The 13,045-nt window shown below is 62.6% G+C and carries 12 protein-coding genes and 1 tRNA gene; 10 read left to right on the forward strand and 3 right to left on the reverse strand.

Going from position 1 to position 13,045, the window contains the following annotated elements; genetic code table 11:
• Positions 1 to 7: 7 nt before the first annotated feature.
• The 3 genes from GSQ73_RS10840 (at position 8) to GSQ73_RS10850 (ending at position 3,857) form a co-directional block, all read left to right on the forward strand.
• On the forward strand, positions 8 to 2,026 hold the full coding sequence (locus GSQ73_RS10840; protein ID WP_158883883.1) for an oligopeptide transporter, OPT family: 2,019 nt from the start codon (positions 8 to 10) through the stop codon (positions 2,024 to 2,026).
• Positions 2,027 to 2,091: 65 nt separating this feature from the next.
• Positions 2,092 to 3,159: a class I SAM-dependent methyltransferase gene (locus tag GSQ73_RS10845; RefSeq protein WP_158883885.1), complete on the forward strand. Its 1,068-nt coding sequence runs from the start codon at positions 2,092 to 2,094 to the stop codon at positions 3,157 to 3,159.
• Positions 3,156 to 3,857 (forward strand): pseudouridine synthase, encoded by a 702-nt coding sequence (locus tag GSQ73_RS10850; RefSeq protein ID WP_158883887.1) that lies wholly within the window; start codon positions 3,156 to 3,158, stop codon positions 3,855 to 3,857. The genes GSQ73_RS10845 and GSQ73_RS10850 overlap by 4 nt, the downstream gene beginning before the upstream one ends.
• An 81-nt stretch (positions 3,858 to 3,938) precedes the next feature.
• Here GSQ73_RS10850 and GSQ73_RS10855 read toward each other — a convergent pair whose 3' ends face one another.
• Positions 3,939 to 4,271, reverse strand: a complete 333-nt coding sequence (locus GSQ73_RS10855) for a YkgJ family cysteine cluster protein (protein WP_158883889.1) — start codon at positions 4,269 to 4,271, stop codon at positions 3,939 to 3,941.
• Between the two features lie 60 nt (positions 4,272 to 4,331).
• On the reverse strand, positions 4,332 to 4,916 hold the full coding sequence (locus tag GSQ73_RS10860; protein WP_158883891.1) for a DUF1415 domain-containing protein: 585 nt from the start codon (positions 4,914 to 4,916) through the stop codon (positions 4,332 to 4,334).
• A gap of 171 nt (positions 4,917 to 5,087) precedes the next feature.
• Here GSQ73_RS10860 and GSQ73_RS18050 point away from each other — a divergent pair, with 171 nt between their 5' ends.
• Complete coding sequence (locus GSQ73_RS18050) at positions 5,088 to 6,410, forward strand: transglycosylase SLT domain-containing protein (protein WP_254063385.1); 1,323 nt, start codon at positions 5,088 to 5,090, stop codon at positions 6,408 to 6,410.
• A gap of 74 nt (positions 6,411 to 6,484) precedes the next feature.
• The gene (locus GSQ73_RS10870) at positions 6,485 to 8,044 is read left to right on the forward strand and encodes a YdiU family protein (protein ID WP_158883893.1); all 1,560 of its coding nucleotides are present in this window, start codon (positions 6,485 to 6,487) and stop codon (positions 8,042 to 8,044) included.
• 58 nt (positions 8,045 to 8,102) lie between these two features.
• On the opposite strand, the gene GSQ73_RS10875 is transcribed toward GSQ73_RS10870, so the two are convergent.
• Positions 8,103 to 8,179, reverse strand: a tRNA-Arg gene (locus GSQ73_RS10875).
• A gap of 284 nt (positions 8,180 to 8,463) precedes the next feature.
• On the opposite strand from GSQ73_RS10875, the gene GSQ73_RS10880 reads away from it, so the two are divergent.
• The 5 genes from GSQ73_RS10880 to GSQ73_RS10900 all read left to right on the forward strand — a co-directional run bounded on the left by GSQ73_RS10880 (position 8,464) and on the right by GSQ73_RS10900 (position 13,041).
• Positions 8,464 to 9,999 (forward strand): aldehyde dehydrogenase family protein, encoded by a 1,536-nt coding sequence (locus GSQ73_RS10880; RefSeq protein WP_158883895.1) that lies wholly within the window; start codon positions 8,464 to 8,466, stop codon positions 9,997 to 9,999.
• 101 nt (positions 10,000 to 10,100) lie between these two features.
• Positions 10,101 to 10,442 carry a DUF4190 domain-containing protein gene (locus GSQ73_RS10885; RefSeq protein WP_158883897.1) on the forward strand — a complete coding sequence of 114 codons (342 nt, stop codon included), beginning with the start codon at positions 10,101 to 10,103 and terminating at the stop codon, positions 10,440 to 10,442.
• A 6-nt stretch (positions 10,443 to 10,448) separates the two neighbouring features.
• The gene (locus GSQ73_RS10890; protein ID WP_158883899.1) at positions 10,449 to 11,225 is read left to right on the forward strand and encodes an SDR family oxidoreductase; all 777 of its coding nucleotides are present in this window, start codon (positions 10,449 to 10,451) and stop codon (positions 11,223 to 11,225) included.
• A gap of 4 nt (positions 11,226 to 11,229) precedes the next feature.
• Positions 11,230 to 11,997 (forward strand): class I SAM-dependent methyltransferase, encoded by a 768-nt coding sequence (locus GSQ73_RS10895; RefSeq protein ID WP_174236095.1) that lies wholly within the window; start codon positions 11,230 to 11,232, stop codon positions 11,995 to 11,997.
• Between the two features lie 3 nt (positions 11,998 to 12,000).
• Positions 12,001 to 13,041, forward strand: a complete 1,041-nt coding sequence (locus GSQ73_RS10900; RefSeq protein ID WP_158883903.1) for a quinone-dependent dihydroorotate dehydrogenase — start codon at positions 12,001 to 12,003, stop codon at positions 13,039 to 13,041.
• Positions 13,042 to 13,045: the final 4 nt, after the last annotated feature.

Consider the following 13,045-nt stretch of genomic DNA (forward strand, 5'->3'; position numbering starts at 1 on the left):
AACCATCTTGAGCGCACAGCCCACATCCATCGAGGCGCCACGCAAGGAACTGACCTTGCGCGGGCTAATCATCGGCATACTGATCACGCTGGTGTTCACCGCGGCAAATGTCTATTTCGGCCTGAAAGCAGGACTTACATTTGCCACGTCGATTCCCGCGGCGGTGATCTCGATGGCGGTGCTGCGTTACTTCAAGGGCGCCACCATGCAGGAGAACAACATCGTGCAGACGGTCGCCTCGGCGGCCGGCACGTTGTCGTCGATCATCTTCGTGCTGCCGGGGCTGATCCTGATCGGCTGGTGGACCGGCTTCAACTACTGGACCTCGTTCGCCATCTGCGCACTCGGCGGCATCCTCGGTGTGATGTATTCGATTCCGTTGCGTCGCGCACTGGTGACCAATTCCGATCTGCCGTATCCCGAAGGCGTGGCGTGCGCTGAAGTGCTCAAGGTCGGTGCCGGCACGGGCGAAGGCATGAGCGCCGAAGAAGCCGCTGAATCGAACCGCGCCGGCTTGCTTGCCGTGTTGTGGGGTTCGATCGTCTCCGCCGCGTTCGCCATCGTGGTGGCTACGCGCGTTTTCGCCGGCGATGTCGTGAACTATTTCCGCGTTCGCAGTGATGGTGGAGTTACCGGATTCGATTTCTTCCTGTCGTTCGCGCTGTTCGGTATCGGTCATCTGGTCGGGCTGTGGGTGGGCATCGCGATGCTGGTGGGCGCCTTGATCGGATGGGGTTGGGGAGTGCCGCATTTCTCGGCGCTGGCGCCGGCCGTGGGTTCGATTGCTGATCTGGCGAACGCCACCTGGAGCCACAAGGTGCGCTTCGTCGGCGCAGGCACCATCGGCGTAGCGGCCATCTGGACGCTGGCCAAACTGGTCAAGCCGGTCATCAGCGGATTGGGTTCTGCAATGGCTGCATCGCGTGCGCGCAACGCCGGCAACGCCGCATCGTTGCCGCGCACCGAACAGGACATTCCGATCGGCCAAGTCGGTCTCATTTCGCTGGCGTGCCTGTTTCCCATCGGCTGGTTGATCGCGAACTTCGCCATGACCGCCGGCCATGGCTTGAGCGACCACATCGTGGCACTCGTGGTGGGCGGATTGATCTTCGTGGTGCTGATGAGTTTCTTCGTCTCCGCGGTGTGCGGCTACATGGCCGGCTTGATCGGCTCGTCGAACAGTCCGCTGTCGGGCATCGGCATCATCGTGGTGATCAGCGCGGCGTTGCTGCTGATGCTGGGCCTTCGGTCGGCGCTGCCGGCGGACAGCGAAAAAGCGTTGGTGGCGTTCGCGCTTTTCATCACTTCGATCGTGTTCGCCGCCGCAGCCATCGCCAACAACAACCTGCAGGATCTCAAGACGGGTCAGCTCGTGGATGCCACACCGTCGAAGCAGCAATGGGCGCTCGTCATCGGCGTACTTGCCGGTGCCGCGATCATTCCGCCAATCCTCGACCTGCTCAACCATGCCTACGGTTTCGTCGGCGCGCCTGGTGCACCTCGCGCGCATGCGCTGGCCGCGCCGCAGGCCGGCCTGATTTCGGCACTGGCTCAGGGCGTGATTCAACACAATATCGATGGAGAACTGCTGGAGATCGGCGGCGCTATCGGCGTGTTGATGATCATCATCGACGAGGTGCTTCGTCGCACCACCAAGTCCGCGCATCTGTCGCCATTGGCGGTAGGCCTGGGAATTTATCTGCCGACACAAAGCACGCTGATGGTGGTGGTTGGTGCAGTGGCTGGATGGTGGTTCGATCGTCGTGCCGATCGCAGCTCCAAGAATCCCGAAGCGACCAAGCAGCTCGGCGTATTGCTTGCATCCGGCATGATAGTCGGCGAGGGTTTGCTTGGCGTGGCTATCGCCGCGTTCGTGGCGTTTTCCGGCAAGGACTATCCGCTTGCGCTCGTCGGTGACTCGTTCGCAGGCGTACCGGCGATGTTTCTGGGCGGTGCGGCTTTCATCGCGGTGATGGTGGTGCTGTATCGCTGGGTCGGACGCCTCGGACAATCGAGCGGCGCGTGATCTGTCATGCCGGCGATCGATTGTCGGCACGTATAATGGCGCCGTTCCATCGTTGAAGACCTGACGTGAAACCTGCCGCCATCTTCGCGGCCGCGCCGGATTCGGCGCTGGCCGCATTGTTCGTTCCGTTTGAATGGGAACTGTCCCTGCCACGCGATGGCCGCGCGCTTTTCCTGCGCGCACGTGCAGGCGTTCGTCTGCGCGAAATGGCGCAGGCGGGCTGGTTGTGCGAGCAAGGCTTCATGCCGTTCGCCGATGAACTGGGTCGCAATGGCTTGCACGTCGGTGAGCCAGCAGCCGATGAAAAATTTTCGCTGGTGATGGTGTTGCCGCCGCGTCAGCGCGACGAGGCGCGTGCCCTGTTTGCGCGCGCACTCACGCATCTCGCAACCGGCGGCACCGTGCTCGCAAGTATGCCGAATACTGATGGCGCGAAGTCGGGTGAGGCGGATATGGCGAAGCTCGCCGGCGCCGTGCAGCACGTGTCCAAGTACAAATGCCGCACGTTCTGGAGCACGCCGAAGGACGGCGATGTCGATGCATCGCTGCTCGCCGAGTGGCTCGCGCTGGATGCACCACGCGAGATCCCGGACGGCTATATCAGCCGGCCGGGATTGTTCGCCTGGGATCATGTCGATCGCGCATCCGCGTTGTTGGCGGAACATCTGCCGCACGATCTTCATGGCCGCGTGGCCGACCTCGGCGCAGGTTACGGATATCTGGCGACACAGCTCATCGCGCGATGCCCGAACATTGATGCGATCGATCTGTACGAAGCAGAGGCGCGCGCGCTCGAGCCGGCACGAATCAACCTTGCGAATGCGAAACAGAGGCACACGCGCGAGCTGGAAACGTCCGTGCACTGGCATGACGTCACGCGCGGTTTGCCGCAGCGCTACGACTCGATCGTCAGCAATCCGCCGTTTCATCAGGGGCGCGCCGATCTGCCGGAACTCGGCCGCGCCTTCCTCATCAGCGCGGCCGATGCGCTATTGCCGCAAGGGAAATTGCTGATCGTGGCGAATCGCCATCTGCCTTATGAAGCAACACTGTCGTCGCTTTTTCGCGACGTGCGCACGCTAGTCGTGCAGGATGGTTTCAAGGTGATCGAAGCGAACGGAGTACGCGCATGAAACTGGTCAAGCTGATCGCCAATCTCGGCTACGGCAGCCGCAAGGACGTGACGCAGTTGTTCCGCGCCGGCCGCATCACCGACGCCGACGGCGAAGTACTTTACGCGGACGATGTCGTGCCCTACGAAAACATCCGCGTCGATGAAGAGCCGCTCGATCCACCACCCGGGCTCGTGCTGATGATGAACAAGCCGCTCAACATCACCTGCTCGCGCAAGGATCCGGGACGTGTCGTCTACGATCTGCTGCCGCCGCGCTACAACGTGCGCTCGCCGGTGCTGTCGAGCGTCGGCCGGCTCGATCGCGATACCACGGGCCTGTTGCTGTTTACCGATGACGGCGCGCTGCTGCACCGGATCATTTCGCCCAAGGCGCAGGTGAGCAAGGTCTACGAGGCCACGCTCGCACAGGATCTGCGTGGCGATGAAGGCGAGCTCTTCGCCAGCGGCACGATGATGCTCGAAAGCGAGAAGGAGCCGTTGGCACCGGCAAAACTCGATGTATTGGGACGGCGCTATGCGCGACTCACCGTCACCGAAGGTCGCTATCACCAGGTGCGACGCATGTTTGCCGCTGCCGGCAACAATGTCGAAACGCTGCAGCGAATTTCAGTGGGTTCGCTCACGCTGGGTCAACTGCCAATCGGCGAATGGCGTGTGCTCGATGCGAGCGACGTCGCGCTGATCTTTGCGCTGTAGGAGCGCACCCTGTGCGCGAAGCTCTTCGTTATGCGACGCCGAAAACATCTTGACGAAAATCATCGCGCACTGGGTGCGCTCCTACAGCATGTGCACCGCGGTGGGAATCGCCGTGCCGAACCACTTCAGTCGCTCGTCGCGACAGCTCGGGCTGCCCATTGCGTATTTGCGGCAGATGCCCGGGCGTTCGTCGTAGATAGTGCAGCCCGACGTGTTGGGATTGACCGCGGCGCACCAGCCGTCCTCGCCCTTGGCGAGGGTTTCCATGCCGTGCGCATCACGATCGATCAGCCATTCGGGTACGTGATCGTCCGGCATCAACACGACGGTGAGGCGGCAGCAGACGGCTTCGCAGGTCGTGCATTGCACGCTTGGATCGACGCTCTCGGCGTAGGGGTCGGGGAGATTTTTCACGCGGGCAGCATGACAGCATCGCCCGTCATCGACCTGAACCGCATGCTTCGCAAAACGCGATCAGTCGACCTTTTCGCGCCACAGCGCCTGCCAGCCATCGAGTCCCAGCCGTTGCAGCGTGTCGATGTTGCGGCGGTAGATCGCGTCGGTATCGCTCATCACTTCCATCGCGCGTTCGATGCTCGATTCGCGCAGCAGGTGCAGCGTCGGATACGGCGAGCGATTGCTGAAATTTTCGATTGCGTCCGGTTCGCTATCAGCGAATTGGTAATCGGGATGAAAGCTCGCCACCTGCCATTCGCCTTCAAGCCCCAACGTCTGCACGGCCGCATCGGCAACATCGAGAAAGTCGTTGTAGTCCAGAAAATCCTGCAGCACGAAAGGATGAATCAGCAATCCGGTTTCGCATTCATCCGGCGCCAACGCATTCAGTGACTGCAGCTCGCCGCACAGGTCGTCGAGCAATGCATCAGTGTCGCGCGCATGACTCACGCGCATGCGCACCTTGCCTTGCACATGCGGCGCACGCGCGAACGGACAAAGGTTCAAACCGATCACTGCGCGTTCCAGCCAACGCGTGGTATCGGCGATGAACGACGCATCCACGGGCAGGGCATCGTGGTTGAGGTTGTTGATGGATGTCATGTGGTTTTGTCGTGTGGCGATGGTCGACTATAACGGCCGGCATGCGAACCGGTCGCGGGTTCCTGCGGGTCGTCCGTTACCGGGCGCATGAAGCGGCATCGCAAACCTGATTTAATGGCCGACCCGGATGCGGCCTTCAGTCGCCTCGGTCGTTCTGATCAGGATTCACGCATGGATGGTTCGGTTCCCATTCGTACCGAGTTGCCGCACGGCGAGCGCGAGCGCGCCGATGATGGTGACTTTGCAGTTGCGCCTTGCGAAACGCAGGTGACGTGCGCGCGTTCGTCTGCGTCTGTTGGGCATGCGACTGTCGAGCTTGCACGTGATCCTGTAAATAACACGCGTCTCGAAGCGCAGCGAGTCGCGCCGGCGGCTTTGGCCAAGGATAAATTCGCCGCATCGACGCGCGTGCGCGCCGGTCGAAACGCCGTGCCGCCATCGCCAGTTCGACGGCCACGTCCATCGGCCGCGTCGTCAACGCGCCCGACAAAATCATCGCAACCGTTGAAGGCACTACCGACGAAAACATGGCTGGTACCGCCGGCGTGGCCGCTGGATGAGTGGCGCGTGCCGACGATCGCCGATCTGCGTCGGATGATTATTCGCAGTGTCGCGCCGTTCGCGCGCAAGCTTTCCAACGCCTGGAACATGCGCGCAAACACGTTGCGATATGCGTGCATGGTTTTCGCCGCCATCGGTACCGTAGCCAGTGTCGCGTTCATGTCGTTGCGCAACGAAAATTTTCGCATCGATGCGAAGCCTGCGTCTGTCGATGCTCCCGCGGTTGCAGCTGAAATTCCGGTGTCCACGACGGCACTGATATTGCCGCGCATCTTCGTTTCAACTGCGATCGTGACCGCGCCGATTTCAACCAGTGCGTCAGTCGCGTCGTCGCCGATCACTCAGTCATCGCCCGTCGAATCCGATCATCAGCTGCTATCCGAAGCCAGCACGATGGATCTGATGATGCCGATCGCGGAGCCCGACCTCGACATCGGTTCGAGACAGAGTCTCTGGTCGCAGGTCGGCAAGACCGCCGGCGTCGATCCGCTGCTTCTCTACAGCGTTGCGCTTGTGGAGTCCAAAGCGCTGTATCCGAATGGCCGGGTCGCACCGACGCCGTGGCTGTTCCGCGTCAACGATCATCTGGTGCGCGGCCAGCGCCACGACGTGCAACTGGCGATGGCAGCGGCGAGCCAGTTCGGCTCGGCGGTGCAGGACGTCGGCATCATGCAGGTCTACTACCCGATGCATCGCGATGCCGTGCGCGATCCGCTGACCCTGTTGAACCCGCGTACCAACATCAGCGTGGCTGCGAAAATTCTGCATGACGGCATGCGCCAGACCCGAGATCCGGTGCTCGGCGTGGGTTATTACCACAGCCACACGCCGAGTCTGGCAAGGGATTACGGCGCCGCCGTGCTCACCGTCTATCAACGGTTGAAAGCGATTCATCGCTCGCCGATGCGAAAGCTGGCGTTGGCGCGCCCGTAGAAGATCTGCCGCGTCATCTTGCATCCCGCCAACATCGCCCGGATATAAATTGCACGGTTTTCCCGAGCATCCTCATGTTCAATCTGCGATTCGACAATGCGTTCGTGCGCGAACTTCCCGCCGATCCGGAGCAGGGCGCGCGACTGCGCCAGGTGGAAGGCGCGCTGTACTCGCGTGTCGATCCCACGCCCGTGGCGTCGCCGCGATTGCTCGCGCATTCCGCCGAGATGACGGCGACGCTTGGCATGGACGAAAGCGATGTGACGACGCCGGCTTTCGCGCAACTGTTCGGCGGCAATGCGCTGCTCGATGGCATGCAGCCGTATGCGATGAACTACGGCGGCCATCAGTTCGGTCACTGGGCCGGGCAGCTTGGCGATGGTCGCGCGATGTCGCTTGGCGAAATCATCAACGATGCCGGCGAGCGCTGGGAGCTGCAATTGAAAGGCGCGGGGCGCACGCCGTATTCGCGTGGCGCGGATGGTCGTGCCGTGCTGCGTTCGTCGATCCGCGAATTTCTGTGCAGCGAGGCGATGCACCATCTGGGCGTGCCGACCACGCGCGCGCTGAGCCTGGTCGGCACGGGTGACGAGGTGGTGCGCGACATGTTCTACGACGGCAATGCCGCGGCGGAGCAGGGCGCGATTGTCTGTCGCGTCGCGCCGTCGTTCATCCGTTTCGGCAACTTCGAATTGCCGTCGTCGCGTGGCGATCATGCGCTGTTGAAACTGCTTGTCGATTTCACCATCCGTCGCGATTTTCCCGAGTTGAATGGCCAGGGCGAAACGCTTTACGCCGAATGGTTTGCGCAGGTCTGCGAACGCACCGCGCTGATGGTGGCGCACTGGATGCGCGTGGGTTTCGTGCACGGCGTGATGAACACCGACAACATGTCGATCCTCGGCCTCACCATCGATTACGGCCCGTATGGGTGGATCGATAATTTCGATTCCGAATGGACACCCAACACCACCGATGCGCAACGTCGCCGTTATCGTTTTGGCCAGCAGTCCGATGTGGCGTGGTGGAACCTGAGCCGGCTGGCCGGCGCGCTCGCGCCGCTGTTCGCCGACGTCGCGCCGTTGCAGGCCGGGCTTGATCGTTATGCGGCCATGTACGCATCGGCGCATCGCGCGAACATCGCGGCGAAACTCGGCTTGGCCGAATGTCGCGATGGTGACGTGGCGTTGATGGACGCGTTGTACGCCTTGATGCAACAGGCGGAGATCGACATGACGTTGTGGTTTCGTGCGCTCGCGGATATCGATCTTCAAGCACCCACGCTCGCACCGATGCGTGAGGCGTTCTACGACGAACAGAAACGCGTTGCGCACGAGGCAGCGCTCAACGAATGGCTGGCGGGTTACGTGGCTCGCCTCGCAGAGGATTCGCTGGAACCGGAGCAACGTCGCGAATCGATACGCGCCGCGAACCCGCGCTACGTGCTGCGCAACTATCTCGCACAACAGGCCATCGACCAGGCCGAGCGCGGCGACAACAGCGGCATCATCGAACTGCTCGACGTGATGCGCCGACCCTACGACGACCAGCCGGGCCGCGAAGTCTACGCGCAGAAACGGCCGGACTGGGCTCGCCACAAGGCCGGCTGTTCGATGTTGTCCTGCAGTTCGTAACGGTGCATTGCCGAATACGGAAAAGGCCGGCATGACCGGCCTTTCCTGTATTGATTGGTGGTGCCCTCGAGACGATTCGAACGTCCGACCTGCCCCTTAGGAGGGGGCCGCTCTATCCAACTGAGCTACGAGGGCAGCAAGCGGATTTTCGCATGGATCGCGCGCGGCTTGCTTCTCTCGCCCCCGCATAAGGAGTCGCGGTGCGCATTCCATGGGATTGAATCAGGATCAAGACCCACCCGCCCCAACCCTCCCCTGCAAGCAGGAGAGGGAGTTGATGATTGCCGCGACGAGCCCATCGCCCGCAGCCAGGCTGGGGGCAGCCGGCCGGTCGTGAGTACCCCAGCGCAGCCCTGTTAGAATGGCGGTTTCCCATTCCCCCATGGCGCTCACCCGGCCATGCAAGTCAAGGAGACACCATGTCCCACGCCATCCTCAACGCGCTCGGCCTCAAGGGCGAGCAGTCAGGCAGTTACCTCGGTCAGGGCGAGTGGTCGAAAACCACGGATGCCGGCGCGCTGCAGCCGGTGAATCCGGCCACGGGCGACGTGCTCGGCACGGTGCACGCATCCAGCGCGGCGGATTACGAAGTGATCGTCAAGCGCGCGCAGGCCGCGTTCAAGGTGTGGCGCACCACGCCCGCGCCGCAACGCGGCGAAGCGGTGCGTTTGTGCGGTGAAGCGCTGCGCAAGCACAAGGATGAACTCGGCTCGCTGGTCGCGCTGGAGATGGGCAAGATCAAGCCGGAGGGCGATGGCGAAGTGCAGGAGATGATCGACATCGCCGACTTTGCGGTGGGCCAGAGCCGCATGATGTACGGCTCGACCATGCATTCGGAGCGTCCCGGCCATCGCATGTACGACCAGTACCACCCGCTGGGTCTGGTCGGCATCATCAGCGCGTTCAATTTTCCGGTGGCGGTGTGGGCGTGGAACGCGATGCTCGCCACGATTGCCGGCGACGTCTGTATCTGGAAGCCGTCGCCGAAAACACCGCTGTCGGCGATCGCAACCATCCGTATCTGCAACGACGCGTTGAAGGCCGGCGGGTTCCCGGATCTGTTTTTCCTGTTCAACGACGCGGGTACGGATCTCTCGCAGTCCTTCGTCGACGACAAGCGCGTTGCGCTCATCAGCTTCACCGGTTCCACCAAGGTCGGCCGCATGGTCGGCGAGCGCGTGGCGCAGCGCATGGGTCGTTCGCTGCTGGAGCTGGGTGGCAACAACGCGATCATTCTGGATGAAAACGCCGATCTGAAATTGGCGATTCCCGGCATCGTGTTCGGCGCGGTCGGCACGGCCGGCCAGCGCTGCACCACCACGCGTCGCCTGTTCGTGCACGAGTCGATCCACGACAACGTGCTCGAGACTCTGGTCAAGGCGTACCAGCAGGTGGAAGGCAAGATCGGCGACCCGACGCTGCCCACCACGTTGATGGGCCCGCTCAACAGCTCCGAAGCGGTGAGCGCGTACCTTTCGGCCGTCGAGAAGGCCAAGGCCGCAGGCGGCACCGTGCGCACCGGCGGCAAGGCGCTGACCGATCGCAAGGGCAACTTCGTGTTGCCGACCATCGTCACCGGCATCGCCAATTCGCACGAAGTGGTGCAGACCGAAACGTTCGCGCCGATTCTCTACGTGATGCCCTTCAAGACGCTGGACGATGCGATCGACATGCAGAACGACGTGCCGCAGGGACTGTCGTCGTCGATCTTCACCAACAACCTCAAATCCGCCGAACAGTTTCTCTCCTCGGCCGGTTCCGACTGCGGCATCGCCAACGTCAACATTGGTACGAGCGGTGCGGAAATCGGCGGCGCTTTCGGCGGCGAGAAGGAGACCGGCGGCGGTCGCGAGTCCGGCTCCGATGCGTGGAAGGTCTACATGCGCCGCCAGACCAACACCATCAACTATTCCGATTCGCTGCCGCTGGCGCAGGGCATCAAGTTCGATCTTTAAGCGTCGATGCGCTGCCTTGCAAGACAGGCAGCGCTGCTGAAGTGTTGGTGTTTCAAGCTGTGTTTCTCCCGAGACTTTCTGGTTTCCACAGGACGCAATCCATGAGCCAACCACCGCCTTACACGCCGGTTTTCGTGCCTGATTCCAATGCACCGCAGTCCGGCGTCGCGCCGTTGCGACCCACCAGTTCGCTGGCAGTGATCAGCCTTGTGTTCGGCATCCTCAGCTGGTGTCTGCTGCCGTTTATCGGCGCCATCGTCGCGATCGTGTGCGGCCACATGGCGCGCAGCGAAATCCGTCGTGCGCCGTTGGGTTCGATGGAAGGCAGTGGCATGGCGGTCGCCGGGCTGGTGCTGGGATATGTGCATGTCGCGCTCGTGGTGATCGGAATCGCGGTCATCATCGGTATCCTGTTCCTCGGCGCCGGCCTGCACTGGTTCTGATCGGCGATGACCGACGCCCGATCCGCGACGCCATTCGATTTCAACGGACGCCGGGTCGTTGTCGCCGGCGGCAGTCGTGGTATTGGTCGCAGCATCGCGCTCGCCTTCGCGCAGGCTGGCGCAACGGTGTCGATCTGCGCGCGTGGTGTGGAAGCACTCGAACAGACACGCAATGACATCGTCGCGTTCGGTGCTGTCGCGCACGTGCAAACCTGCGACCTCGCCGATGGCGCATCCATCGAGCGCTATATCGCCGATGCCGCTGCTGCGCTCGGTGGTATCGATGTGTTGGTCAACAACGCCAGCGGCTACGGTTTCGGTGACGATGACGAAAGCTGGCTCGCCGGTTTCAATGTCGACCTGATGGCGGCCGTGCGCGCATCACGATTCGCGCTGCCGCATCTCGAAGCGTCGACGCACGCATGCATCCTGCACACCAGTTCGATCGCCGCGTTTCATCCGCGCGTGAACGGTGCGGGTTATGCAGCGATCAAGGCGGCGTTGAGCCAGTACACGACATCGCAGGCGCTGGCGCTGGCCGCCAAGCGCATTCGCGTCAATGCCATCGCGCCAGGCTCGATCGAGTTTTTCGATGGCCTGTGGGATCGGCGCAGGCGTGACGAACCGCAGCTTTACCGCGCCACGCTGGCGAAGATTCCCTTCGGTCGCTTCGGTACGCCGGAGTCGATCGCGCACGCTGCACTTTTCCTCGCTTCGCCGTGGGCCGAATGGATCACCGGACAGACGCTTTGCGTCGATGGTGGCCAAGGGCTTTCCGGATGAACGCGTGAGCGCATTCGATTCCACCCACCGCTTCAGCGACCGCGTCGACGACTACGTGCGCTATCGGCCGGACTATCCGCCGGCGTTGCTCGAATGGCTCCAGCGCGAGCAGGGCATCGACGTCGGTTGGCTGGTAGCCGATGTCGGCGCGGGTACCGGCATTTCATCGAAGATGTTTCTCGACGCCGGCTATCGCGTGACGGCAGTGGAACCGAACGCGCCAATGCGGCAGGCCGCCGAAAACTGGTTGAGGCCGTACGACACGTTTCGCGCCATCGATGGCACCTCCGATGCGACCGGATTGCCCGACGGCAGTGTGGATCTGGTCACCGTGGCGCAGGCGTTCCACTGGTTTGACGAACGGGCAACACGCCGCGAGTTCGCCCGCATTCTGCGTCCGCGTGGACTCGCCGCGATCTGGTGGAATTCCCGCCGGCTCTCTGGCACGCGTTTTCTGGAAGGCTATGAAGCCTTGCTGCTGGCCTACGGCACCGACTACGTCAGCGTGGCCGAGCGCTACGCCGACGATGCGCGGATGCGCGTGTGGTTCGGCGACGGTTATCGCGGCAGCGCAAGTTTCGAGCATGCGCAGCGGCTGGATTTCGATGCGCTGCGCGGGCGGCTGATGTCCTCGTCCTACGTGCCGAAGGAAGGCCATCCGCAGCACGCGCCGATGCTGCACGCCCTGTGCGAATTGTTCGATACCTGCGCCGAAGCGGGCACGATAAGCTTCGATTACGACACCCGCGTCTATGCCGGACACCCTGCCTGAGCCATGTACGACATCCTGCGCCCGCTGCTGTTCAAGCTCGATGCCGAGACCGCGCATCGCGTCACGATGTACGGGTTGGGCGTGGCCCAGCGCAGCGACTTCGCGCACTGGATCGCCACCCCGCCAGCGGATTTTCCGACCACGGTGTTCGGCATTGATTTCCCCAATCCGGTCGGCCTCGCCGCGGGGCTCGACAAGAACGGCGAACATCTCGACGCGCTGAATGCGCTGGGCTTCGGCTTCATCGAGGTCGGCACGGTGACGCCCTTGCCGCAGGTCGGCAACGACAAGCCGCGCATGTTCCGGCTGCCGCAGCACGAGGCGATCATCAACCGACTCGGCTTCAACAACGGTGGCGTCGATGCGCTGGTGCGCAATGTGCAGCAGTCCAGCTATCACGGCGTGCTCGGCATCAACATCGGCAAAAACAAGGACACGCCCAACGAGAAAGCGGTGAGCGATTACCTGCTGTGCCTCACGCGCGTCTACGAACACGCCAGCTACATCACGGTGAATATTTCTTCGCCGAATACGCAGGGCCTTCGCGATCTGCAACAGGAAGCCACGCTGCGGCGTTTCATCTCGGTGCTGCGCGAGGCGCAGGAGCGACTCGGCTCGCAACACGGCAAGCGCAAGCCGATGCTGCTGAAGATCGCACCTGATCTCGCCGAAATCGAACTCGACGCCATTGCCGATGTGCTCACGCGTACCGGCATCGACGGCGTGATCTGCACCAACACCACCGTCGATCACAGTGCAGTCGCGGACGATCCGCAGGGCAACGAGACCGGCGGACTCTCCGGCAAGCCGCTGTTCGAGCGGTCGACCGCCGTGCTCGCCGGCATGCACAAACGACTGCAAGGTCGCGTTCCGTTGATCGGGGTCGGCGGTGTGCTGGACGGCAGCGACGCCGCGGAAAAAATCGCCGCGGGCGCATCGCTGGTGCAGATTTATTCGGGCCTGATCTATCGCGGCCCTCATCTGATCGGCGAATGTGTCAACGAGATCCGCCGCCAACGCGAAGACGTTCCGCATGCCGGTTGAGCCA

This window comes from Rhodanobacter sp. L36 (genome assembly GCF_009765755.1).
Taxonomy (GTDB): domain Bacteria; phylum Pseudomonadota; class Gammaproteobacteria; order Xanthomonadales; family Rhodanobacteraceae; genus Rhodanobacter.